18 protein-coding genes are annotated in these 22,486 nt (G+C 69.3%); 5 read left to right on the top strand and 13 right to left on the bottom strand.

Annotated features, from left to right (window positions below):
• Nucleotides 1-124: 124 nt before the first annotated feature.
• Together rsmI and EFAMC1_RS02565 are read right to left on the bottom strand one after the other, a co-directional pair.
• Entirely contained in the window at nt 125-973 is an 849-nt protein-coding gene (gene rsmI, locus EFAMC1_RS02570) for a 16S rRNA (cytidine(1402)-2'-O)-methyltransferase (RefSeq protein ID WP_261981728.1), read from the bottom strand.
• A 98-nt stretch (nt 974-1,071) separates the two neighbouring features.
• A complete protein-coding gene (locus EFAMC1_RS02565) occupies nt 1,072-2,169 on the bottom strand; it encodes a glycoside hydrolase family 5 protein (RefSeq protein ID WP_154052775.1) in 1,098 nt (365 codons plus the stop codon).
• Between the two features lie 395 nt (nt 2,170-2,564).
• Here EFAMC1_RS02565 and EFAMC1_RS02560 point away from each other — a divergent pair, with 395 nt between their 5' ends.
• Nucleotides 2,565-3,116, top strand: a complete 552-nt coding sequence (locus EFAMC1_RS02560; protein WP_154052774.1) for a glutathione peroxidase — start codon at nt 2,565-2,567, stop codon at nt 3,114-3,116.
• 206 nt (nt 3,117-3,322) lie between these two features.
• Here EFAMC1_RS02560 and EFAMC1_RS02555 read toward each other — a convergent pair whose 3' ends face one another.
• The 5 genes from EFAMC1_RS02555 to EFAMC1_RS02535 form a co-directional block, all read right to left on the bottom strand.
• Entirely contained in the window at nt 3,323-3,904 is a 582-nt protein-coding gene (locus tag EFAMC1_RS02555) for an NAD(P)H-dependent oxidoreductase (RefSeq protein ID WP_154052773.1), read from the bottom strand.
• 152 nt (nt 3,905-4,056) lie between these two features.
• Nucleotides 4,057-5,319 carry an alpha-L-fucosidase gene (locus EFAMC1_RS02550; protein ID WP_154052772.1) on the bottom strand — a complete coding sequence of 421 codons (1,263 nt, stop codon included), beginning with the start codon at nt 5,317-5,319 and terminating at the stop codon, nt 4,057-4,059.
• A 21-nt stretch (nt 5,320-5,340) separates the two neighbouring features.
• Nucleotides 5,341-7,242, bottom strand: a complete 1,902-nt coding sequence (locus EFAMC1_RS02545) for an ABC transporter ATP-binding protein (protein ID WP_154052771.1) — start codon at nt 7,240-7,242, stop codon at nt 5,341-5,343.
• A complete protein-coding gene (locus EFAMC1_RS02540; RefSeq protein ID WP_154052770.1) occupies nt 7,232-9,016 on the bottom strand; it encodes an ABC transporter ATP-binding protein in 1,785 nt (594 codons plus the stop codon). The genes EFAMC1_RS02545 and EFAMC1_RS02540 overlap by 11 nt, the downstream gene beginning before the upstream one ends.
• Nucleotides 9,009-9,458 carry a MarR family winged helix-turn-helix transcriptional regulator gene (locus EFAMC1_RS02535; protein ID WP_154052769.1) on the bottom strand — a complete coding sequence of 150 codons (450 nt, stop codon included), beginning with the start codon at nt 9,456-9,458 and terminating at the stop codon, nt 9,009-9,011. The genes EFAMC1_RS02540 and EFAMC1_RS02535 overlap by 8 nt, the downstream gene beginning before the upstream one ends.
• On the opposite strand from EFAMC1_RS02535, the gene EFAMC1_RS02530 reads away from it, so the two are divergent.
• Nucleotides 9,459-9,710, top strand: a complete 252-nt coding sequence (locus EFAMC1_RS02530; protein WP_154052768.1) for a hypothetical protein — start codon at nt 9,459-9,461, stop codon at nt 9,708-9,710.
• Between the two features lie 556 nt (nt 9,711-10,266).
• Here the strand turns inward: EFAMC1_RS02530 and EFAMC1_RS02525 are convergent.
• The 3 genes from EFAMC1_RS02525 to EFAMC1_RS02515 all read right to left on the bottom strand — a co-directional run bounded on the left by EFAMC1_RS02525 (nt 10,267) and on the right by EFAMC1_RS02515 (nt 13,536).
• Nucleotides 10,267-11,016 (bottom strand): sulfite exporter TauE/SafE family protein, encoded by a 750-nt coding sequence (locus EFAMC1_RS02525; RefSeq protein ID WP_154052767.1) that lies wholly within the window; start codon nt 11,014-11,016, stop codon nt 10,267-10,269.
• A 134-nt stretch (nt 11,017-11,150) separates the two neighbouring features.
• Entirely contained in the window at nt 11,151-12,191 is a 1,041-nt protein-coding gene (locus EFAMC1_RS02520; RefSeq protein ID WP_261981723.1) for a GTP-binding protein, read from the bottom strand.
• 286 nt (nt 12,192-12,477) lie between these two features.
• Nucleotides 12,478-13,536, bottom strand: coding sequence for an NAD(P)-dependent alcohol dehydrogenase (locus EFAMC1_RS02515; protein ID WP_154052765.1), 1,059 nt, complete (start codon nt 13,534-13,536; stop codon nt 12,478-12,480).
• Nucleotides 13,537-14,098: 562 nt separating this feature from the next.
• Here EFAMC1_RS02515 and EFAMC1_RS02510 point away from each other — a divergent pair.
• The 3 genes from EFAMC1_RS02510 to ppdK all read left to right on the top strand — a co-directional run bounded on the left by EFAMC1_RS02510 (nt 14,099) and on the right by ppdK (nt 19,310).
• The gene (locus EFAMC1_RS02510) at nt 14,099-15,073 is read left to right on the top strand and encodes a pyridoxamine 5'-phosphate oxidase family protein (RefSeq protein ID WP_154052764.1); all 975 of its coding nucleotides are present in this window, start codon (nt 14,099-14,101) and stop codon (nt 15,071-15,073) included.
• A 155-nt stretch (nt 15,074-15,228) separates the two neighbouring features.
• Complete coding sequence (gene murQ / locus EFAMC1_RS02505; RefSeq protein ID WP_154052763.1) at nt 15,229-16,137, top strand: N-acetylmuramic acid 6-phosphate etherase; 909 nt, start codon at nt 15,229-15,231, stop codon at nt 16,135-16,137.
• A gap of 287 nt (nt 16,138-16,424) precedes the next feature.
• Entirely contained in the window at nt 16,425-19,310 is a 2,886-nt protein-coding gene (gene ppdK / locus EFAMC1_RS02500; protein WP_154052762.1) for a pyruvate, phosphate dikinase, read from the top strand.
• Nucleotides 19,311-19,430: 120 nt separating this feature from the next.
• Here the strand turns inward: ppdK and EFAMC1_RS02495 are convergent, their stop codons facing one another.
• From EFAMC1_RS02495 to EFAMC1_RS02485, 3 genes are read right to left on the bottom strand one after another with little or no spacing between them, the layout of a single operon-like run.
• On the bottom strand, nt 19,431-19,967 hold the full coding sequence (locus EFAMC1_RS02495) for an ECF transporter S component (RefSeq protein ID WP_154052761.1): 537 nt from the start codon (nt 19,965-19,967) through the stop codon (nt 19,431-19,433).
• Nucleotides 19,964-20,674: an energy-coupling factor transporter transmembrane component T family protein gene (locus tag EFAMC1_RS02490; protein WP_261981727.1), complete on the bottom strand. Its 711-nt coding sequence runs from the start codon at nt 20,672-20,674 to the stop codon at nt 19,964-19,966. The genes EFAMC1_RS02495 and EFAMC1_RS02490 overlap by 4 nt, the downstream gene beginning before the upstream one ends.
• Entirely contained in the window at nt 20,671-22,485 is a 1,815-nt protein-coding gene (locus tag EFAMC1_RS02485) for an ABC transporter ATP-binding protein (protein WP_187324514.1), read from the bottom strand. Before EFAMC1_RS02485 ends, EFAMC1_RS02490 begins: the two co-directional genes overlap by 4 nt.
• Nucleotide 22,486 lies beyond the last annotated feature (1 nt).

Raw genomic sequence — 22,486 nt, 5'->3', positions numbered from 1 at the left:
TTGTATCGCGACGAGGATGGGCCCTCCTGTCACATTTCCTTCCGGATGATTTGTCACATTGCGCGCAATGTGACAAATCATCCGGAAGGAAATGTGACAGCGCAGCTAGGCGGGCCGCACAGTCCTACTCGCGGGAGAGGGAGACGACGAGGTCGTAGGCCTCCGAGCGGCCGAGGCCGAAGGTGCGCGCCACCTGCTTGGCCAGAGCGCTCTTGGGCACGCCGGCGGAGAGGCCCTCGCGCACGGCCTCCTCGGGCGAGGCGGGCGCGGCCGAGGCCTGTCGCGAGAGCGACGCCAGCTCGTCTCGCCCAGGCCCCTCGACCACGACGACGCACTCGCCCCTGAGCTCGCCGCGCTCGCGGACGAGCCGCGCCAGCCCGCCGGACACGTCGCGCACGCACTCCTCGTGGAGCTTCGTGAGCTCGCGGACGAGCGCCACGCGGCGCGCGGGGAAGGCCTCGGCGATGGAGTCGAGCGTGTCGGCCACGCGATGCGGGGACTCGTAGAACACGAGCGCCCCGGGCACGGGCGCCAGCTCGGCGAGGCGACGCGCGCGCTCGCCGGCCTTGCGCGGCAGGAAGCCCTCGAAGAAGAAGTGCTCCATGGGAAGGCCCGACGCCACGAGCGCGCAGGTCACGGCGCTGGGACCAGGGATGACCTCCACCGGCAGCCCCTCGTCGCGCGCGGCGTCCACGAGGCGCTGGCCCGGGTCCGACACGCCCGGCATGCCAGCGTCGGACACGAAGGCGACGCGCTGACCGGCCGCCACGCGGGCAATCACGGACTCGACGCGGCGCGCGATCACGTTCTCGTCGCAGCGCTCGAGCGGCACGCGAATGCCAAAGCGCGCGAGCAGCTTGCCCGTGACGCGGGTGTCCTCGCAGAGCAGCACGTCTGCCGAGCGCAGCGTGTCGAGCACGCGCGGGGACGCATCGGAGAGGTTGCCGATGGGCGTGCCCACGAGCGAGAGCATGCCGCCCGTGGAGCGCGGCCGGACCTGCTCGCCCGCCGCGGACGCCTGGTCCCTCTCGACCGCGGAGGCACAGGAAGCCCCCATATCCCGCACCCCCATCAGTCGAACATGCCCCGCTCGAAGCTGGAGAGCGCCACGCGCGCGTCCCAGCTCGAGAGCCTGGCCTCGGTCTTCCACGTCTGGAAGAACCACGCGGCGCTGCCGGCGAAGGTCGAGAGCTGGCCGGCCGTGAAGACGCGCTCGAGGGCGATGCGGCCCTCGGGCGTCATGCCGGCGTCGGCCAGGGGGAGCGCCGCGGACCACTCGCCCACCATGACAGGCAGGCCGCTCTTGCGGGCGCGGGCCAGGTAGGCGGCCGAGTCGTCGACGAGGCGGCGCACTCCGGTGGGGCCGGCCGCGTTCATCGACTCAGAGTAGTGATAGATGTGGCCGTCGAGCCACACGTTGACGTAGCGGCTGGGCGACATGAACGCACGCCACGCGCCGGGGATGCCGGCGTCGTGCACCACGAAGACGGGCCTCTCGCCCGCGCAGGAGCGCACCACCTCGTAGGCGTCGCGGTAGAAGTTGCGCAGCAGGTGGGGCGGCACGCCCTCGGTCACGGAGAGGCCCTTTCGCGAGCGGCCACGGACCTCGTCGATGGGCTCGATGCCGCAGAAGTTGGAGCGGTCCGCGTAGCGCGCGGCCAGGGCCCCCACCACGTCGAGCATCGCGTTGCGGAACGACTCGACCTCGCCAAAGAAGCTGGTGGGAGAGCTGGGGTCCGCGCCGGGAGCCGACGCCACGTCGAGCAGGACGGAGACGCCGGCGGCCTCGGCCCAGTCGAAGGCGCTGTCCACATAGGTGAGGCACCCGGCGGAGGGGCCGGGCATGGGGCCCTTCTCGCCAAAGACGAACCACGGAACCTGGAGGCGCACCGTGTCGAAGCCACGCGCAGAGATGCTCGCGAAGTCGCGCTCGGTGATGAAGGTCTCACGGTGCTTTGCCAGCATGGAGGCGTAGCGGGCCGACTCCATCGAGTTGGCGAGGGTCGCCTCGTCAAAGGCGCCGGTGCCCGCGAACAGAGACGGGGTCACCCACGGCTCGAGCACGAGCCAGCCGGAGAGGTTGACGCCGTGGAGCGTGCGCGGGCGCTCGGCGTCGTCGTGCCGCTCGCCGGGGCGCCCGCCCTCGCCTGTCGATCTTGTCCCGAGCATCAGGCCTCCCCTTCTGCGCGGCCGCGTAACCGCGCGCGGTCGCCGTGTGCAGGCCGCTATTCAGAAAAGTATATCCATCAAGCGGACAACAAATCGTCATGGGCGGCCTACATGACAAGAACGTTCGGGGAGGAGTGGAGGTTTGCGGGGGCGCTGACTGCGGAGGCGGCGGGCTGCGGCAGCAGCGGGCTGCGAAGGTCGCTGGGGCGCGGTCGCGAACTGGCGAGCCGCGCCGGAGTGCCCCTCTCACCGCGGCGTCCGGGCCTCTCCCCGGTCTCCTCAAAACGAGGCCCCACGGACATCCCGCCACCCCAGTGGGTATAAGAAATTACGCACGTACGCAAACTCGGGCGTCGCCGCAGGTGCGGCCGCGCCCTTCGACACCTGGAGGAACCATGAGCACGCTCTACGACTTTACCGTCAAGGACCGCGAGGGCAAGGACGTGAGCCTTGCCGACTACAAGGGCAAGGTCGTCCTTGTCGTCAACACCGCCACCGAGTGCGGCTTCACCCCCACCTACGCCGACCTGCAGAAGCTCTACGCCGAGGAGCACGACAAGGGCCTCGAGATTCTCGACTTCCCCTGCAATCAGTTTGGCCAGCAGGCGCCCGGCACCGCCGAGGAAATTCACACCTTCTGCACCGGCCGCTTTGGCGTGACGTTCCCACAGTTTGGCAAGCTCGAGGTCAACGGCGCCAACGAAGCCCCGCTCTACACCTGGCTCAAGGGCCAGAAGGGCTTTGCCGGCTTTGACCCCAACCACAAGATCACGCCGATCCTCGTCGACATCCTCGGCAAGGCCGACCCCGACTGGGAGAAGAAGGCCGACATCAAGTGGAACTTCACGAAGTTCCTGGTAGACCGCGAGGGCAACGTGGTGGAGCGCTTCGAGCCCACCGCCGACGTCGAGACGGTCGTGAAGCCGGCCGTGGAGAAGCTGCTCTAGGCTGAAGGGCAGCGACCCTGCGCAGAGAGGTGCGCAACGACGGATGCGCGCGGGTCTCTCGGACCTGTGTCATGACATGCGGGCCCCTCGGAAGGAATCGACTCTTCCATCCGAGGGACCCGCGTCTTTTTGCCGTGGCTCTGAGGGGTCCGCGACCTCGGCCTGGCTCGGCCACGACAATGCGCCGCAGCTAGATGGCCTCGCCTCTAGTGGCCTTCGACCTCGCGAAGCCAGGCTGCACGCTGCTCGGGCGTGGTGGTAGCCACGCTGCCCAGGTGGTGCCAGCGGCGGTTGGCCGAGCTGCCCTCGCCCAGGCCGCCGATGCCCAGCTGGGCAAGCGTTCCCTCGACAAACGACGGCACGAAGGCCTTGTCGAAGAACGAGGCGTCCTCATCGGACGTGGTATAGAGGTCGCAGGTGGCGAGGTTCGTGAGCTTGCCGAGCAGGCCCGACCCCGTGGGCTCCCAGGAGAACCCGACGAGCATCACCTTGTCGAAGAAGCCGCGCAGCATCGCCGGCACGTCGTTCCACCAGACGGGACAGACGATGGCCAGGTGCTCGGCCTGGGCAAGGAGCTCCTGGTAGCGGCTCACGTGCGGGTCCAGGACCGCCCCGTCGTTGTAGCCGGCGAGCTCGTCTGCGGAGAGTACCGGATCGAAGCCGTCGGCGTAGAGGTCGATGACCTCGTGGCCCCTGCCTTCGCGGTCGAGCCGACGGAGCAGCGCCTCGAGCACCGCGTGGTTGAGGCTGTCGGTGCGGGGATGGCAGTAGACGACGAGCGTGTGCATGGCGTTCTCCTTTGTGATGCCTCCGAGGGACGGAGGGTCGGCCCGGACGGTCCAAGGGGTCGGGTGGACCGGGGCACGGGACGACCGACCCGCCCGCCTCAGCCCGTCCCCAAAATGTGACAAATCATCCGGAAGGAAACGTGACAGGGCTGCTAGCGGTAGGTGATGCGGGCGACGCGGATGACCCAGTCGGTGCCGTAGGCGAAGCCGTTGGCGTCGACCGTGAGGGTTCCGCGCTCAACATCCTGCATGAAGGGCACCTGCTGGTCGTTGTCGAGCCACGAGATTGCGGCCACCGGTCGCGTGGCCCCGGTGAACGAGCGCAGGTTGGAGCCCTCGCCGCCCAGCGTCACGTTGTCGTTGCCCACGATGGCAAGGTCGTGGACGAACAGGTAGCTCACGTCGCTGCCGTCCGCGTCGTGGTCGTCGAGGGCAAAGTCGCGGATGCCGCCGTTGGCCACGAGCGTGGCGCTCGGGCGCGCCGTGTGCACGCTCGTACCTGCCATTCTCATCCACATGCCAATGAGGCGCAGGTAGTTGCGCTGGATGGGCTGGATGGCGCCGCCGGCGGTGGGCCCGATGTTCACGAGCGCGTTGGCCCCGGCGCGGCGCGCGTTGGCGATGGTCTCGATGAGCTCGCGCGGGCTCTTGTAGTCGAGGTCGCCCGCCGCGATGCCCCAGTGCTTGTTGGTGGTGACGGAGACCTCGCCGGCCACGTACTTGCCGTCCGGCTCACCGTGGTTGACCTCGCCCGCGATGTGGCGCTCGTAGGTGGTCACGTCAATCTCGGGGTCGACGATCTTGCCGCGGTTCTTGAGGCCGGTGTTGTTGATGATGATGGCGTCGGGCTGCCAATTGCGAATAGTGCCGTAGAGCTCGGGAAGCTTCCAGTCGGCCTCCTTCTTGTTCCAGTTGCCGTCAAACCAGAAGCCGCCCACCTCGCCATAGTTGCGACAGAGAATCTCGACGGACTTGCGCAGGTACTCGAGGTAGGCGTCGAAGTCCGTCTCGTAGAGCGGCGAGTGCCAGTCGTAGGTGGCCATGTAGAAGAAGGGCTTGATGCCGCCGCGGTGGCAGGCGTCGGCAAACTCGGCCACGAGGTCGCGGCGCGCGGCGCTGTGAGGCGCATCGAAGGTGGAGAGGCCCTGCGTATCGTAGAGGAAGAAGCCCTCGTGGTGCTTGGTGGTCAGCGTGATGTAGCCCGCGCCCATCTCCTTGGCCGTGGCCACGAGGTCGTCGGCGTCGAAGTCGCGCGCGTCGAAGGTCTCGATGAGCCGCTCGTACTCGGCCTTGGGCCGCTCGTGGATGAGCTCGGTCCACTCGCCCGCGGCAAGCTGGGAAAAGAGTCCCCAGTGCACGAACAGGCCCAACCCCATGTCCTCGTACGCCTTGATGCGCGGCAGCGGTTCGCTCATGCGTGTCTCCCATCCCCCGATTTAGGAAAGCTCACGTTTTCCATGGTACAGCGCCCAGTACTCGCCGTGCTGGGCCAGCAGCTCGTCATGGGTGCCGCGCTCGATGATGCGGCCGTGCTCGAGCACCATGATCGCGTCGGCGTTGCTCACGGTGGAGAGCCGGTGCGCGATCACGAAGACCGTGCGCCCGGCCATGAGCGCGTCCATGCCCCGCTCGATGAGGGCCTCGGTGCGCGTGTCGATGCTGCTCGTGGCCTCGTCGAGGATGAGCACGGGCGGGTCGGCCACGGCGGCGCGGGCGATGGCGATGAGCTGGCGCTGCCCGGCCGAGAGGTTGGCGCCGTCGGCCGTGACCGGCGTGTCGTAGCCCTGCGGCAGGCGCGAGATGAAGCCGTCGGCGTTGGCCGTGCGGGCGGCGGCGCGCACCTCCTCGTCAGTGGCGTCGAGCTTGCCGAACCGGATGTTGTCGGCCACCGTGCCGCGGAACAGGTGCGTGTCCTGGAGCACGATGCCGAGCGAGCGGCGCAGGCTCGACTTGTGGATATCGCGCACGTCGATGCCATCGTAGGTGATCTGGCCCGAGCGCACGTCGTAGAAGCGGTTGATGAGGTTGGTGATGGTGGTCTTGCCCGCGCCGGTGGAGCCCACGAAGGCGATCTTCTGGCCGGGCTTGGCAAAGAGGTTGAGGTCGGCCAGCACCGTCGTGCCCTCGTCGTAGCCAAAGGTCACGTCGTGGAAGCGCACGTCCCCGGCAAGCGGCACCTGGCCGCGCGCAAGCTCCATGCCCGCCGCCTCGGGAGACCCCTCGCGCACGACCTTGCCGAGGGCGCCCACGCCATATCCAGCCGGAACGGACCACGCCCAGGCGTCCTTGCCGCCCAGGCCGCCACCGCCCGTGCGCTCGAGCGTGACCACGCCCTCGTCAACCTCGGGCGCCATGGCCATGGCATCAAAGATCCGCTCGGCGCCGGCCAGCGCGGAGAGCAGGAAGTTGCCGAGCTGCGCCACCTGGTTGAACGGCATGGCCGACTGACGAACGAACACCAGGTAGCTGGCCAGGCTGCCCACGTCGGTGAGGCCGGCTGCCGCCAGGATCGAGCCCGCCACGGCCACGATGGCGTAGTTGGTGTAGCCCGAGCTCACGGTGACCGGGATGAGCGTGGCGGCATAGGCCTGCGCCGCCGTGCCGCTCTCACGCAGGCTCTCGTTGTGCGCGCGAAACGCCTGGAGGTTGGCGCCCTCGCGGTTGAAGACCTTCACGACCTTCTGGCCCGCGACCATCTCCTGCACGTAGCCGTCGAGCACGCCAAGCGTCTTCTGCTGGGCCTTGTAGAAGCGCGAGCTCTTCTTGCTCGAGAAGCGCACATAGGCGATGAGCGCCGCGTCGCAGACCAGGGTGATGAGCGTGAGGCGCCAGTCGAGCACGACAAGCAGCACCGTCGTGCCCACCACCTGGATGGCCGCCTGGATGACGTTGGCAAAGCTGTTGTTGAGCGCCTCCGAGATGGTGTCTACGTCGTTGGTGAAGTAGCTCATGACGTCGCCCGTACGGGTGCGGTCAAAGAAGGAGAGCGACAGCCGCTGGATGCGGTCGAAGAGGTCGCGGCGCAGGTCGAAGACCACGCGCTGGGCGGCGCGCACCATCACCTGCGTGTAGCCGAGGCACGACGCCGCGCCCAGGGCGTAGATGACGGCCGTTGCCACCACGCCGCTCACAAACCCGGGCATGTCCGCGCTGGCAAGGCGATTGACCACGGGTTTTATCATGTAAGTGCCCAGGAGGTTGGCCACGGCCGAGACCGCCACGAGCACGGCCACCACCACGAGCCTCCTGCGGGCGTGCCCCAGGTATGCCACGAACTGCCGCAGCGTGCGCCCGAGGTCCTTGGGCTTGCTGAACGTGAGGGCCCGCCTATTCGCCATTGAGGGCACCTCCCCTCTCGGACGCCGCAGGCGCCGGCGTCACCGGCCCGTCGTCGTCCGTCGCCATCTGGGTGCGATAGAGCTCCTGATAGATGGGGTCGTGCGCGAGCAGCTCCGCATGGGTGCCCACCGCGTGCACCGCGCCCTCATCCAGGATCACGATCTGGTCGGCGTCCATCACCGAGGCCACACGCTGGGCGATGACGACCTTGGTCACGTCCCCGAGCCCGGCGAGGCCCGCGCGGATCCTCGCGTCGGTCGACATGTCGCAGGCGCTCGTCGAGTCGTCGAACACGATCACGCGCGGGCGCTTGAGCAGGGTGCGCGCGATGCAGAGGCGCTGCTTCTGGCCGCCGGACACGTTGCCGCCGCCCTGGCCCAGGTCGGCGTCGAGCCCGCCGATGCGGTCGAGGAACTCGTCGACGCACGCCAGGTGGCAGGCGCGGGCGAGCTCCTCGTCCGTGGCGTCGGGGGCGCCCCAGAGCAGGTTCTCGCGCACGGTACCCGTGAACAGCACGTTCTTCTGGAGCACGATGCCCACGGCGTCGCGCAGGGCGTGCACGTCGTAGGCGCGCACGTCATGGCCGCCCACGAGCACCTCGCCCGCGCTCGCGTCGTAGAGGCGCGGCAGCAGCTGCACGAGCGAGCTCTTGCCCGAGCCCGTGCCGCCGAGGATGCCCACCGTGGAGCCCGCGGGAAAGCTCAGCGACACATGGGAGAGCACGTCTCGGCCGGTGCCCGCGGCATAGCGAAAGCTCACGTCGCGAAACTCCACCGAGCCGTCCGGCACCCCCGTGAGGGCGTCTTTGGGACTCTCGATGGTGGGCACCTCCTCGAGCACCTCGCCCACGCGGCGCACGCTCGTAAGGGCGCGCGTCATGAGGAGGAAGACGTTGGAGATCATCATGAGCGAGTTGGTGATCTGCAGCACGTAGCTCATGAAGCCCGTGAGCTCGCCCACCTGCAGGGTCCTGGACAGGATCATCTTGCCGCCGAACCACATGATGAGCACGCTGGCGGCGTACATCGCAACCTGGAAGAGCGGCATGTTGAGCACGGCCAGCCTGAAGGTGCCCGTGGCCGTCTGGGCAAGCTCGGCGTTGACGGCGCCAAAGCGCTCGCACGCCCAGTCGCCGCGCACGAACGCCTTGATGGCGCGGATGGCCATGAGCACCTCCTGGACCACCTCGTTGAGCTGGTCCATCGAGTGCTGGAGCACGGCGTACCTGGGTGCCACGCGGCCGATGATGGCCACGAGGGCCACGGCGAGCATCGGCAGCAGCACGAAGAACACCACGGCGAGGTGCACGCTCATCATGCTCGCGAAGAAGAGCCCCATGACGAGCATCACCGGGCCGCGCAGCATCGGGCGAAAGCCCCCGGTGAGCGCGTTCTGGATGACGGTGACGTCGGTGGTCATGCGCGTCACGAGCGAGGAGGTCTCGAAGCGGTCGAGGTTCTGGTAGGAGAAGCGCTGGACCTGGGCGTACTCGGCCTCGCGCAGGTTGGCGCCGAGGCCCATCGCCGTGCGGGCGGAGAAGCGCGAGTAGCCGAGGCCGAACGCCAGGGCCACGAGGCCGCAGGCGAGCATCTGGCCGCCGCGGGCCCACACAACGGAGAGGTCGTGCGCCATCACGCCCTCGTCGATGAGCGAGGCCGTGAGGAACGGGATGATGAGCTCGAGGGTTCCCTCGACGAAGACGCAGATGGCCGCGAGGACGAAGTCACGGCGGTAGGGGCCGAGGTAGCGGAGCATGAGGCGCATCTCATTCATGGCTGGGCTCCTTTGGCTTTGGCACTGGCGCTGGCTCGAGCGACTCGTCGCGCAGGTTGTGGGTCACGCGGGCAAGCAGTTCGTGGAGCTGTGATGCCTCGTCGGCCGTGAGGCCGCGGAGCATCTGGGCCTCCACCTCGCGGCAGCGGCCGTCCCACGCCCGGACGGCAGCGCGGCCCGCCGACGTGAGGGCGAGCACCTTGGTGCGACGGTCGTCGGGGTTGGCCGAGGCGCGCACGAAGCCCTTGCGGTCGAGAACGTCGAGCATGCGACAGACGGCCGCCGGGTCGATGCCAAAGAAGTCGGCGATGTCGCGCTGGGTGGCCGAACCCCGCACGGCGAGGTAGGAGAGCAGCTTTGGCTGCCCCGGCCCCAGGCCGAGGCTCGCGCCAAAGGGACGCAGCTGCGCGCGCTGGGCATGGAAGGCGCGCAGGATGCTCATGTGCAGGTCATTGAGGGAAAAGCCAAGCTCGGCGTCTTGGGGCGCGGCCTTGGCAGCAGTGCTGCTCGCGGCATCATTGGCACTCCGGGCGTCTTGGGGCCCTGCCACCTTGGCAGCGACATCGTTTCCGCCATCATTGCAGCTCGCGGCATCCTGGGGTGCCGCTGCCTTGGCAACAGTATCGTTCCTGATGCCATTGCAGTTCCTGGCATCACCACCATTTCCAGCGGCACCAGCGCCCCCGAGGCCTGACGGATTCCCCTTCTCTGCCTCGTTTCCGGTCATACGGTTCACTTCCTTGATTTGTCAATGATTGACAAGGCAACATAGTAGGCAATGGGCGAAATGGCTTCAACGTGCCAGTGGACGGCGATCGAGGGCCAGCCCAATTCAGCATTTGGCAAACGCAGAATCAGGCGGCAAAGTTCGCGGCGTCCACGTGAGGCCCACGCAACCCTTTAGCCGCAGGCGCAATTCCGGCGAAGACGCCGCTCGGCCTGGTCGCCGCCGACACCATATTTACGGGCGACTCGGCCACAGCAGGCCTCCGCAAGCCATCTACCGGAGACGCGACCTTTTTTCGGACCTCTTTTTTTGGTAGATCGCTTTCGGCCCCCAGAAACAGGGCCTTCTTGAGGCTAGGTTTTGACCGGAACCGGAACCGGAACCGCGAGCGACCGGACGAAATCGACTATTGCGGGCCTTCAAGAAAGGTCGATGGCATCGGCCAGTGCGGCGCTCCCAGCAAAGTCGACGGCGTCGGATATGCCGGAAACAGGCTCGGCTTGAGGAAAACGGTTCCAGGCCCTTACAAAGCAGCGGCCAGAAGGGTCTGCGCCAGATAGTAAAGTCCGGCCAGCCCGATGAGCACGTAGGTGACGCGACGAATCATCGCGGTGTCGAGGCGGTCGACGACGCGGTTCGCAACCTGCTGTCCCGCGAGCTGCGCCGCCGCGGCAACGACGATAACGGGCACAATCGCCGGCACGATGATGCCCTGGAACGCCCGGAAGCTCACGCCCCAGATCGTCGTCACAAGAAAGAAGAGCTGCAACGTGCCCAGATAGGCACGCTTGTCGGAGGTGCGGGCCAGATAGTAAACGACCATGAGCGGCCCGCCGATGCCAAAGAGGCCGTCGCACGCCCCGGAGATGAGGATGCAGGCAAGCGACGGCACGAGGCCCATGGCCGCCGAGCCTTCGGCCCTTCGGACGAAGAGGAAGTACAGGGAGAGCACGACGAGAAACGCACCAAGCGCGCCCTTGAGCAGGGTCGCGTCGACCGCTCGGGCAACCAGGATGCAGACGCTGCTCACGGCCATGAACAGGAGCGCCGGCGCCACGGCCTGAAGGGGACGGACGTAGGCCCGATAGCGCCAGACCATCGACACGAGGAACGGAAGTCCCATCGAGACCGAGATGGCGGAGCCCGTCACCACCCCATAGGTAAGCGGCAGCACGGTCATGGCGATAATCCCGGCCCCGAAGCCCGACACACCCTGGACGAATCCGGCCAGCACACCAGCGACCACGACCATGCCAAGACTTGCATACCCCACGCTAGACCCCTCGCGCCGCCGATTGTTGGGAACAGTCAAGCGAGCGAAAGGCCGGGGCCTCGCGAAGAGCGGCGTACCGTAATGGACAGAACATGGAGACCGCCTCCCGCCGTCTTCTTTTCAGGTAGTTTTCATTATAAGTGCTGACGAGCGGAGATCTCGAAGCGTGGCGAATGGTTTCGGTAGGCGCTCGCGTCGCGCACGAGCGGCACGAGCACCTCGCGCAGCCACGGCCGACGAATCGAGGGCCCGATGAACACCGCCGTGGGTTCCGAGCCCGCGCCCCCGTCCCCGGACTCGTAGCCCGTGACCTGCCACATGCGGTCGACCACGTCGAAGCGCAGCCACTGCCCGCCGCACGGCAGGTAGCCCTTGGCGCGTACCACCTCGCCAAACACGCCGGCCACGAGCGCATCGAGAAACCAGAGCAGGTGGCTCTCGCTCGGCAGCGACAAGTCTGAGAGCGACAGGCTGTCAAATCCGTCGTCAGCGGCCGAGGGTGCCCCCGCGAGCCTCCTGCCCGCGGAGGCGCGAGCACGGACCGGAGAGCCTGCCGCGCCGCGCGCATCGCCCGCCGCGGACGGCCCGGCGCCCCCGCCGGCGAGGTCGTCCTCCAGCAGCCCGGAGAACCACGCGTCCGAGAGCTCGTCCCAGGACCTGTCGACCAGCCGCGCGTCGGGGCTCACGCCCCGCACCCACGCCGCGAGCTCGGCCAGCTCGCCGGTGCCCGCAAGCTGGGCCTTCGAGACGACCACGGTGCTGGCCGTGCGAACCTGGTCGAGGTAGATCTCCTCGAAGCGCTCGCGCTGGCGCACCCACGCCGTGGCGTCGACGATCGCGAGCGGGGCCAGCAGCGAGATGCGCTCGTAGCTCACCTGGTCGATGTTGTCGAGGATGGACGAGAGGCGCGCCACGCCCGTGGGCTCGACCACGAGGTACTCGGGGTCGAGCGTGTTGGCAATCGTGAGCACCGACGTGGCGAAGTCCTGCTTGCCCGTGCAGCAGATGCAGTTCTCCGTGCTCTCCCAGACGGAGAGCTCGTCGGTCTCCGAGAGGACCTTGGCGTCGATGTCGGCCTGGCCGTACTCGTTCTCATAGACCACGAAGTCGCGCCCCGTCCGCCGGGCGAGCTCCTGGATGAACGTCGTCTTGCCCGCCCCCAGAAACCCCGACACCACAAGAATCCTCAAACCCCAACCCCCAATACGTAATAAGAACAAGAAGCCAGACAACCCCCACGGACGCCTCATCAAGCCGGTCGTCCGCGCGGCGCCAGCCGCGCGCGGGGGCCTTCGGGCCTCCCGCAACAGCAACGTCAGCGCCCCGCCCCCTCCTATCGTCAGCCGCGAGTTCCGCAGGCAAGCGAAGCGCAGCCGAGGACTGTTTGAGCGGAAGATGATAGGAGGGGCGGGGCGACCTCGAACGATATGGGCGGAGGCCCGAAGGCCCCCGCCCGCGACGCTAGTCGATCACGACGACCGGCTTGATGAGGTCGGCCGGCTTGTCCCTCATGAGGAAGAGCGCCTCCTCCAGGTGCTCCCACCCGTGGAACACGTGCGTGGACAGCGGCGCAACGTCGAGGCGACCAGAAGCCACGAGCGAGCCGAGCTTCTCCATGCGCAGGCGGCCACCCGGCATGAGGCCGCCGCGGATGTCCTTGTGGCCCATGCCCACGCCCCACTCGACGCGCGGGATCTTGACGTAGTCTCCGTTGCCGAGGTAGTTGACGTTGCCGATCTTGCCGCCGGGCTTGAGCGCCTTCACCGCGTCGATGAAGGTGTCGCAACCGCCACCGGCCACGACCACGCGGTCGACGCCCTTGCCGCCGGTGAGGGCGAGCACCTGGTCGGCAATGGGGCCGTCCTTGTAGCTGACGAAGTCCGTGGCGCCGTAGCCCTTGGCGACCTCGACGCACTTGGGGCGCGTACCCACGGCGATGATGCGAGACGCACCGCGCAGGTTGGCACCGGCAACGCTCATGAGGCCCACGGGGCCGATGCCGATGACGAGCACCGTGTCGCCGAACTGGACGTCGGCCAGCTCCACGCCGTGGAAGCCCGTGGGAACCATGTCGGAGAGCATGCAGGCATCGACCGGGTTGATGTTCTCGGGTAGCAGCGCCAGGTTGCCGTCGGCGTCGTTCACGTGGAAGTACTCGCCAAAGACGCCGTCCTTGAAATTGGAGAACTTCCAGCCGGCCAGCATGCCGCCGGAGTGCATGGAGTAGCCGGCCTGCGCCTCGAGGGAGTTCCAGTCGGGGGTGATGGCGGGCACGAGCACCTTGTCGCCGGGCTTGAAGTCCTTCACGAGCTCGCCCACCTCGACGACCTCGCCGGACGCCTCGTGGCCCAAGATCATGTCGTGGCGCTCGCCGATGGCGCCCTCCCAGAGGGTATGCACGTCGGACGTGCAGATGGCGACGGCCAGCGGCTTGACGATGGCGTCCATCGGCCCGCAGGCCGGACGGTCCTTCTCGATCCAGCCAGACTCGCCGATCCTGAGCATTGCGTAACCCCTCATGCGATCTCCTCTCGTGTCGTCTCATCGTGGGGCGCCAGGCCGCAACCGGGCATCCCCAGGCAGTCGCGCGCGACTGTCCGGCGGGCGAACCCACCCCGCCGCCGGCCACGGGATGGGCCCCGCGGCCAGGCAGTCGCCATCCGGACGACTGCCCCGAGCAGGAGTGCCACCAAAGAGCTTGGCACGCCAAGAGACGATTCTTGGTGATGCCGGCCCGGGGCAGGCGCCTCGGGCCGGCACGCACTGGGCCAACGGTCGGAATCCTCCGGGGAAAGGCCGTTACTTGAGTAGCATTTATGGCGAGACACTGGAGTCTTGGCAAATCCGACCTCCGGAGAATAAACGGGAGGAAACTGGGCGTTTGTAGTTAGGCTGGGCAAACCGGCCCCGCCTGATGCCGGGTCGGACAGGTCGGCCTTGCCTGATGCCGGGTCGGGCAAGGCCGGTTTGCCCGGCCTGAAGTCAGGTCGGGCAAACCGGCCTTGCCAAATACCATACCCTTGATAGCATATGGGCGAAAACGAGACGGGCGCCGGGGAATGCCCGTCAGGAGAGGACTGCCATGTCAGAGAACAGCGCCGAGAAGGCGACGACCGACACCGCGACGCCCAAGGCCCCCAGGGCCATGCGACGCGCAAACCGCGAGGTCACAGACCCCGCTGACCTTGCCGGCATCATCGGGCGGGCGCACGTGCTGCACGTGGGCTTCTCCGACGCCGAGGGCCTGGCCGTCGTTCCCATGAACTACGGGTTCGAGTGGGCCGAGGGGCGGGGCCTCCCCACCTTCTGGCTCCACTCCGCCGGCGAGGGGCGCAAGGCCGACGCCTGGGCCTCCTCTCCCGAGGTCGCCCTCGAGCTCGACGTCGAGGGCGGCGTCATCACGGGTGACTACTCCTGCGCCTACTCGTACGCCTACGAGAGCATCATGGCCTGGGGGCGCATCCGGCCCGTCACCGACGCGGCCGAGAAGCTGCGCGGGCTGACGCAGGTCATGGCCCACATGGCCCCGGGCGTCCCGGTCACGTTCTCGGACGAGGCGGTGGCGCGCGTGGCCGTGTGGCGCATCGACGTCGAGCGGATCTTGGGCAAGCGGCGCGAGGCCAAGGCGCCGAAGGCGGCGGATGCCGCCGCGCATCCCGCGGCTGCCTCGGGCGACGACGCCGCGGCCAGCCCCTCCCCCACCCCCGACGCGGGCGAGCCCAAGCCCAAGAAGGGCAAGAGGGACAAGCGCGACAAGCACGACGACAAGCGCGACAAGCCAAAGAAGGACAAGGCCAAGAAGAAGGAGCGCAAGGACATGGGGCTCTTCGGCGAAATCGAGGCAAGGCTCACGGGCAAGAGGGCCGACTCGGCCGACGAGGAGCTCAAGCGCAAGAAGAAGGCCGATCGCAAGGCCCTCGAGAAGGCGACCGAGGAGATCCTGAAGGGCCAGCGCTGCGACGGCTGCGGGCACCACTGCAAGCTCATCGACCCGCGCTGCGGCAAGGGCAAGAAGCTCCGCGCCAAGCGCCTCGCCAAGGCGGGCATCCGGGAGTAGCCCGGCAGGCCCACAGAGACACGCACAAACACGTCGCGACCCCGCCGGCCGGACCCCACGCGCAAGCGCAAGGGCCCGGCCGGCGGCGCGTTCGGCACGCCCCGTCACCGGAGGGCTACGATGGTCGCAGCGACATCGCGACAACGGGAGCGGCCATGCTAGACCTCACGAAGCTCGGGACCGAGCAACGAAACCCACGCACCATGGAGCTTGACGCCTTCACGCCGCTCCAGGTGGCCGAGGCCATGAACGCCGAGGACGCCCATGCCGTGGAGGCCGTCCATGCGGTGCTTCCGCAGGTGGCCACGGCGATCGAGTGGGCGGGCGACAGCCTAAACGCCGGTGGCCGCATCATCTACGTGGGCGCCGGCACGTCCGGCCGGCTCGGCGTGCTCGACGCCGTGGAGTGCCCGCCCACCTTTGGCGTCTCCTATGAGACGGTCGTCGGCATCATCGCGGGCGGCGAGGACGCGTTCGTGAAGGCGGCCGAGGGCGCGGAGGACCACGAGGAGGCCGGTGCGGCCGACCTCGCCGCCAAGGGCCTGACCCCGCACGATCTCGTGGTGGGCCTCGCCGCGAGCGGGCGCACGCCCTACGTCGTCGGCGCCCTGCGCAAGGCGCGCGAGGCAGGCTGCCGCACCGTGGCGATCGCCTGCAACCCGGGCTCCAGGATCGGCGCCGAGGCCGACCTTGCCATCGAGCCGGCCACAGGCCCCGAGGTGCTCACGGGCTCCACGCGCCTCAAGGCCGGCACCGCGCAGAAGCTCGTCCTCAACATGATCTCGACCGGGGCGATGGCGCGCGCGGGCAAGGTCTACGAGAACCTCATGGTCGACGTGAGGCAGTCGAACGAGAAGCTGCGCGTGCGCGCGCAGAACATCATCATGGAGGCCTGCGGCTGCACCCGCGACGAGGCCCGTGCATCGCTCGGGGCGGCCGGCGGCCACGTGAAGGCGGCCATCACGATGCGCCTACTCGGGTGCTCGGCCGAGGAGGCCGCAGAGGCGCTCGACGGGGCCCACGGCCACGTGCGCGTCGCAGTCGAGAGGCGGCGTACGGCGTAAGAGGTGGCGGACGAGGCGTAGGGGGGGGGTGCGCCGCGCCGTGAATCCCGCGCAGAAGCCCCGTCACCGCAGGCCCAGACATGAAACGGCGAACGGTAGCGTGGCGTCGGTGGGTGGTTTTGCCCCGCCGGTGCCACTCCTTTCGCCGATATAAGTTGACCACTAATCGATAGCCATTTGCGTAGATAAGATGTATATGGATTTGTGGTCATCTCTGTGACCGCAACACCGTACCCTCTCCTCCAAGTCGCTCGCACGGGGCGGGCGGCACGACGAAGGGGGATGACATGGAGCGAATCGAGGGGCGCGGGGCCTGCGTCGAGGCCGTGGAGGGGCAGGGCCACAGCGCGGCGCCGGACGGCACCCGCCGCATCTGGCGCTTCGGCACCGACGAGCGCGGGGCCGACGTCACGGAGGGCACGGCACGTGACAACCAAATCCTCGGCGGCAAGGGCGCGAACCTGGCCGAGATGGCGCGCCTGGGCCTCCCGGTGCCGCCGGGCTTCACCATCACCTGCCAGACCTGCATGGACTACGCCCGCGGCGGCAACACCTGGCCCGCCGGTACGCTCGAGGCCATCGACGAGGCCCGCGCCGACCTCGAGCGCCGCATCGGCAAGCGCCTGGGCGACGCGCGCGACCCCCTGCTCGTCTCCGTGCGCTCCGGTGCCCCCATCTCCATGCCCGGCATGATGGACACGGTGCTTGACCTGGGCCTCAATGACGCGTCGGTCGAGGGGCTCGCCGCCCAGACGGGAGACGCGCGTTTTGCCTGGGACTCCTACCGCCGCTTCGTCCAGATGTTCTCCAACGTGGTCATGGGCATCGACTCCGACCTCTTCGAGGAAGCCATCATCGAGGCGCGCGAGGCCACCGGCGCCGCCTCCGACGCGGACCTCGACGCGGACGCCCTCCGCTCCCTCGTCGCCATGTTCAAGCGGATCTTCGCCGAGCACGCCGACGCCACGGCACACCCGGAGCTTCTGGACGAGGAAGGCGTGCCGGCCTTCCCGCAGGACCCCACCACCCAGCTCCGCCTGGCCATCGCCGCCGTCTTCGGCTCCTGGGACTGCGAGCGGGCACGCCTCTACCGCCGCCAGAACCACATCGCCGACGACCTGGGCACGGCCGTGAACGTGCAGGCCATGGCCTTTGGCAACAAGGGCGCCACCTCCGCCTCGGGCGTGGCCTTCACGCGCAACCCCGCCACCGGCGAGCGAGAGCCCTACGGCGACTACCTCGTGAACGCCCAGGGCGAGGACGTCGTGGCCGGCATCCGCAACACGAGCCCCATCGAGCGGCTGCGCCACACCCCGGGCCTGGGGCAGGCCGGCGAGCAGCTCGAGCAGGTCTTCGGCATCCTCGAGCGTCACTACCGCGACATGATGGACATCGAGTTCACCATCGAGCAGGGCCGGCTCTACCTCCTGCAGACGCGCGTGGGCAAGCGCACGGCCCAGGCGGCGCTGCGCATCGCCGTGGAGATGGAGCGCGAGGGGCTCATCACCCGCGAGGAGGCGCTGCTGCGCGTGAACCCCGCCCAGCTCGACCAGCTCATGCACCCGCAGATCGCCGCAGACGCCGAGCGCGTCGTGGTGGCGCGCGGTCTGGGGGCGAGCCCCGGCGCCGCCGTGGGCGAGGTAGTCTTCTCCGCAGCCGACGCCGTAGCTGCCAAGGCCGAGGGCAGGCCCTGCGTGCTCGTGCGCTGGGAGACCACGCCCGACGACCTCGCCGGCATGAGCGTGGCAGAGGGCATCCTCACGAGCCACGGCGGCAAGACGAGTCACGCCGCCGTCATCGCCCGTGGCATGGGAAAGCCCTGCGTGTGCGGGGTGGATACCCTGCGCATCGACGGCGAACGGGGTGAGGCGGCCGTGGCCGGCAGCGACCTTGTGCTGCGCGCGGGCGACGTCGTCTCCATCGACGGCGCCACGGGCGAGGTGATGCTCGGCTCCGTCGCGCTCGAGCGTCCGGGCACCACCGGCGAGCTCGGCACCATCCTCGCCTGGGCCGACGAGGTGCGCCGCATGGGCGTGCGCGCCAACGCCGACAACCCCGCCGACGCCCGCCTCGCGCTCGAGCTGGGGGCCGAGGGCATCGGCCTCACGCGCACCGAGCACATGTTCCTCGGCGAGCGCAAGGAGCTCATCCAGCGCTTCATCCTCACGGACGACGAAGCCGAGCGTGCACGTGTCGCCGGCGAGCTGGCCCGCGCCCAGGAGGGAGACTTCTACGAGATGCTCCGCGAGATGGACGGCCTGCCCGTGACGATCCGCCTGCTCGCCCCGCCGCTGCACGAGTTCCTCGACGACCCGCGCCGCCTGGCAGTGCGCCTCGCCCACCTGGAGGACAAGGTCCAGGCCGCCCAGGGTGAGGAGCGCGAGCGCCTCGTGGCGGAGGCGGCCGGCGTGCGGTGCTTGCTCGAGCGCATCGACGCGCTCAGCGAGGCCAACCCGATGCTGGGGCTTCGCGGCTGCCGCCTGGGCTTTGCCTACCCCGAGCTGCCGCGCCTGCAGACGCACGCCATCGCCCACGCCACCGTCCGCCTCAAGCACGAGGGGCGAAACCCGCGGCCGCACATCATGGTGCCGCTCGTGTGCCTCAACGCCGAGATCCGCGAGATGCGCGCCATCGTGGAGCGCGCGATCATCGACGTCGAGGCCGAGACGGGCGTACGCCTGGGCGAGATCCCCGTGGGCACGATGATCGAGCTGCCGCGGGCCGCCGTCATGGCCGACCGCATCGCGCGGCACGCGGAGTTCTTCAGCTTTGGCACGAACGACCTCACGCAGACGGCGCTCGGCTTCTCGCGCGACGACGTGGAGGGCAAGGTGCTGCCGAGCTACCTCGAGGGCGGCATCATCCCGAGAAACCCGTTCGAGACGGTGGACGAGGGCGTGGCCAAGCTTGTGGGCATGGCCGCCGAGCTGGGGCGCAGCGCCCGGCCGGGCATCTCGCTGGGCGTGTGCGGCGAGCACGGCGGTGACCCGGAGTCCATCGCCGCCTTCTACGACCTGGGAATCGGCTACGTGAGCTGCAGTCCCTACCGCCTGCCCGTGGCAAGGCTCGCCGCCGCGCAGGCCACGCTCACGAGCACGGCGCGGCCCTACGTGCCGCCGACGCCCGCCGTCGCGGCGACGCGCGAGCGCCCGGCCTGGGCGCAGCAGGCGTAGCGGCGCGAGCACGGAAAGGGCGGCGGAGACGCTCGCGCGAGAGCGTCTCCGCCGCCCCTGTCGGCACCGTATGACAGGCCGCCCGGACCTACGCCCAGGCCAGCCCGCGCGCCTTGCCCCCTACTTGCCCGAGTAGCGCGCGGGCACGAGGCCGGCGTGCTCGAGCGCCGAAACGATCGGCACGATTACGACGAGCTGCAGGATGATGCCCGGCAGGCCCATCGCGAAGTAAGCAGCGCCCCACGCCGCGATCGAGTAGCTCCCGGCGGAGAAGATGAGCGCCTGCAGCACGCCGCCCACGATGCGACCCACGAGCATGGACCCCACGAGCGACACGTAGAGGTCGGCTACCGCCTTGCCCGTGCGCACATATTGGGACAGCAAGCCCGCGACCAGGCCGTACACCGCGAGCTCGCACACCATGGAGGGCAGCATCGGCGCGGGCGGCATGCCCGTGAGCGCGCTCGAGAGCGCCGGGGCCAGGATTCCGGCCACGAGGCCGGGAACGGGACCCACGAGCAGGCCGCAGACAAGCACCGGGACGTGCATCGGCAGCCAGACCATACCGGCGTTGGGAATTGCGTGGAAGAGCATCGGCAGCACCACGCCGAGCGCGGCGCACACGGCCGTTACCACGACTTTCTTGACAGGATTCATCCTCTTACCTCTTTCTCTCCAGATTCCAACCTATACCCTCGGGCCTCCATGGCCGCGGAGAGGTCGTCAGCGCGGCGGAAGGCCGCGACGAAGATGGGCACGAGCAACCGCGCGTAGCCGCTGAGGTAGGCCCAGGCCCGGCGCGGCCCCCGCAGCCGTGCGGACCCCGCCGCCCTGAGCCGCTGGGCGCGGGCGAGGTGCGCACACTCGTCCATGAGCGTGGGCACGAACTGGACCGTGACCCCCACCGTGAGCGCAGCCACCTCGACCGGGACGCCGAGGCGCGCCAGGGGCGCGAGCAGGTCGCGCACGCCCGAGACGACCTGTTGGGGCCGCGTGGTGGCGCAGAGCAGCTCGCCCAGCGTCGCCACCAGCGAGAGGCGGCACACGACGCGCACGCCCTGCGCCAGCCCCTCCCACGTGAGGGTCGCCGGACCAAGCACGAGCAGGGGCCGCGTACCCGAGAAGAACAGGGCATTCAGCGCGAGCACCGAGACGCAGAACCAGCGCAGGGCCCACACCACGCCAAACGCCTCCCGGGGCGGCACGCGCGAGAGGGCCACGAGCGCACAGGTCACGACGAGCCCCGCCGGCACCGGTGTCGCGACGACGAGCACGACCGCCAGCACGAGGCCAACGAGCTTGGCCGCGCCCGGGAGGCGGTGCACGGGTGACGAGAGGGGCAGGTAGCGCCCGATTCTCATCATGGGCACACCACCTCCTCCCGGGCTGCGGCCCTGGCCCCGGCGGCGCGGCAGAGCCCCGCCAGGCGGCCCGCGAGCTCGCGCGCGCCCAGGACGCCGACGAGGCCGAGCCCAGACGCGTCGCGCCCCCAGGCCTGCGCGAGCCGCTCGGCTCCCCTGGCCGCAGCCGAGGCTGCAAGGCCCACGGAGCGCATGCGAGCCGCGTCGCCCATCGTGGCGCGCACGTCCCCCTCGAGCACGACGCGACCGTCCGCGAGGGCGACGACGCGCGTGGCCGTCTCGGCAACGAAGCCGCAGTCATGGGAGGAGAGCAGCACGAGCGCACCCGCGCAGGCAAGGCGCCGAACGAGCCGTGAGACGTTCGCGCGGCCCAGCGGATCAAGGCCGGCCGTGGGCTCATCAAGCATGACGACGTCCGGGCCGGGAGCCAGCACGCTTGCCAGGGCAACGCGCCTCCTTTGGCCACCCGAGAGCGAAAACGGCGAGCTCGTGAGCACCTCGTCGGGATCCAGCCCCACCTCGGCGAGGGCTGTGCGCACGCCGCGCGCGACCTCGTCCGCGCCAAGGCCCGAGACCCTGAGCGCAAAGCCCACCTCGCGCCCGACGCTCGTCTCGAAGAGCTGGCGCTCCGGGAACTGGAAGGCAAAGCCAAGCCGGCCCTCGAGCTCCCGGCGCGCCCGGACGTCGCGCGCGAGGTCGCGCCCACAGAACTCGGCCACGCCCGAGGAGGGGTGCGTGAGGCCAGCCGCGAGCTCGAGGGCAGACGTCTTGCCCGCGCCGGTCCTCCCCACGAGCGCGACGACCTCGCCGGACCTCGCGGCCAGGCTTGCCCCCTCGAGGGCCACGCGCTCGCCGGGAAGCCCCCGGTCGTAGACGAGACCGGCGTCCTCGAGCGCAAGCGTGGCGCGGGCGGCGCCGGGCTCGGGCGATACGGGCGTGGAGGGCGGATCGGGTATGGGGGCGCGCACGCCGAAGGGATGCCCGCCAGCCAGGCTCGGCCGCAGCAGCTCCGCCAGCTCGGCAAAGTCGAGCGGGCAGCGAGGGGCATCGGCGCAGAGCCCGAGTGCGCGCAGCTCGCGCCAGACCTCGACGACCGCAGGCGCGGATAGGCCGCAAGACGCGAGCAGGCCCGCGTCGGCGAGGACCTCGGCAGGCGCCCCGCAGGCGACGAGGCGCCCGGAGCGCATCACGAGCAGCCGGTCGCAGCGCGCCGCAAGCTCCATGTCGTGGGTCACGGCAACCACGGCCCCGTGTCCGCGCAGTCCCTCGATGACCTGGATGACCTCGGACTTCCCCTCGTCGTCAAGCATGGAGGTTGCCTCGTCGAGGACCAGCACCTCGGGCGAGGCGGCAAGCGCCCCCGCGATGGCGACGCGCTGCTGCTGGCCGCCCGAGAGATCGTGCACGTCCCGGTCCTCGTAGCCGGCAAGCCCCACCTGGGCCAGGGCGCGCACCGCCGCCTCGCGTGCCTCGGACGCGGAGGCACCGAAGTTCAGGGGCGCGAAGGCCACGTCCTCGCCCACGACGCTCGAGACGAACTGGTTCTCGGGACTCTGGAACACCATCTGGCAGCGGCGGCGCAGCTCGTGCACGTCGGCGCCCGGCCTCAGCTCGATGCCGGCGACCTCGAGCGAGCCCCGCTGCAGGGGCAGCAGCGCGTCGAGATGGCGAGCGAGCGTGGTCTTGCCGCTCCCGTTTGCGCCCACGATCGCCACGAACTCGCCCTCCTCGACCGAGAAGGAGACGTCGTCGAGCGCGGGGGCGGAGGCGTCGTCGTAGGAAAAGCGCAGGTGGCGGGCCTCGATAACGGGCATC

It is taken from the genome of Olsenella uli (assembly GCF_901212675.1).
Classification (GTDB): Bacteria; Actinomycetota; Coriobacteriia; order Coriobacteriales; family Atopobiaceae; genus Parolsenella; species Parolsenella uli_B.
This window is presented reverse-complemented; position numbering and strand designations above follow the sequence as displayed.

Coding starts and splice junctions, on each gene's coding strand:
- rsmI (WP_261981728.1), bottom strand. CDS start 973: ATGCTCTCGCTCGTGGGCACGCCCATCGGCAACCTCTCCGATGCGTCC.
- EFAMC1_RS02565 (WP_154052775.1), bottom strand. CDS start 2,169: ATGCTCGGGACAAGATCGACAGGCGAGGGCGGGCGCCCCGGCGAGCGG.
- EFAMC1_RS02560 (WP_154052774.1), top strand. CDS start 2,565: ATGAGCACGCTCTACGACTTTACCGTCAAGGACCGCGAGGGCAAGGAC.
- EFAMC1_RS02555 (WP_154052773.1), bottom strand. CDS start 3,904: ATGCACACGCTCGTCGTCTACTGCCATCCCCGCACCGACAGCCTCAAC.
- EFAMC1_RS02550 (WP_154052772.1), bottom strand. CDS start 5,319: ATGAGCGAACCGCTGCCGCGCATCAAGGCGTACGAGGACATGGGGTTG.
- EFAMC1_RS02545 (WP_154052771.1), bottom strand. CDS start 7,242: ATGGCGAATAGGCGGGCCCTCACGTTCAGCAAGCCCAAGGACCTCGGG.
- EFAMC1_RS02540 (WP_154052770.1), bottom strand. CDS start 9,016: ATGAATGAGATGCGCCTCATGCTCCGCTACCTCGGCCCCTACCGCCGT.
- EFAMC1_RS02535 (WP_154052769.1), bottom strand. CDS start 9,458: ATGAGCATCCTGCGCGCCTTCCATGCCCAGCGCGCGCAGCTGCGTCCC.
- EFAMC1_RS02515 (WP_154052765.1), bottom strand. CDS start 13,536: ATGAGGGGTTACGCAATGCTCAGGATCGGCGAGTCTGGCTGGATCGAG.
- EFAMC1_RS02510 (WP_154052764.1), top strand. CDS start 14,099: ATGTCAGAGAACAGCGCCGAGAAGGCGACGACCGACACCGCGACGCCC.
- murQ (WP_154052763.1), top strand. CDS start 15,229: ATGCTAGACCTCACGAAGCTCGGGACCGAGCAACGAAACCCACGCACC.
- ppdK (WP_154052762.1), top strand. CDS start 16,425: ATGGAGCGAATCGAGGGGCGCGGGGCCTGCGTCGAGGCCGTGGAGGGG.
- EFAMC1_RS02495 (WP_154052761.1), bottom strand. CDS start 19,967: ATGAATCCTGTCAAGAAAGTCGTGGTAACGGCCGTGTGCGCCGCGCTC.
- EFAMC1_RS02490 (WP_261981727.1), bottom strand. CDS start 20,674: ATGATGAGAATCGGGCGCTACCTGCCCCTCTCGTCACCCGTGCACCGC.
- EFAMC1_RS02485 (WP_187324514.1), bottom strand. CDS start 22,485: ATGCCCGTTATCGAGGCCCGCCACCTGCGCTTTTCCTACGACGACGCC.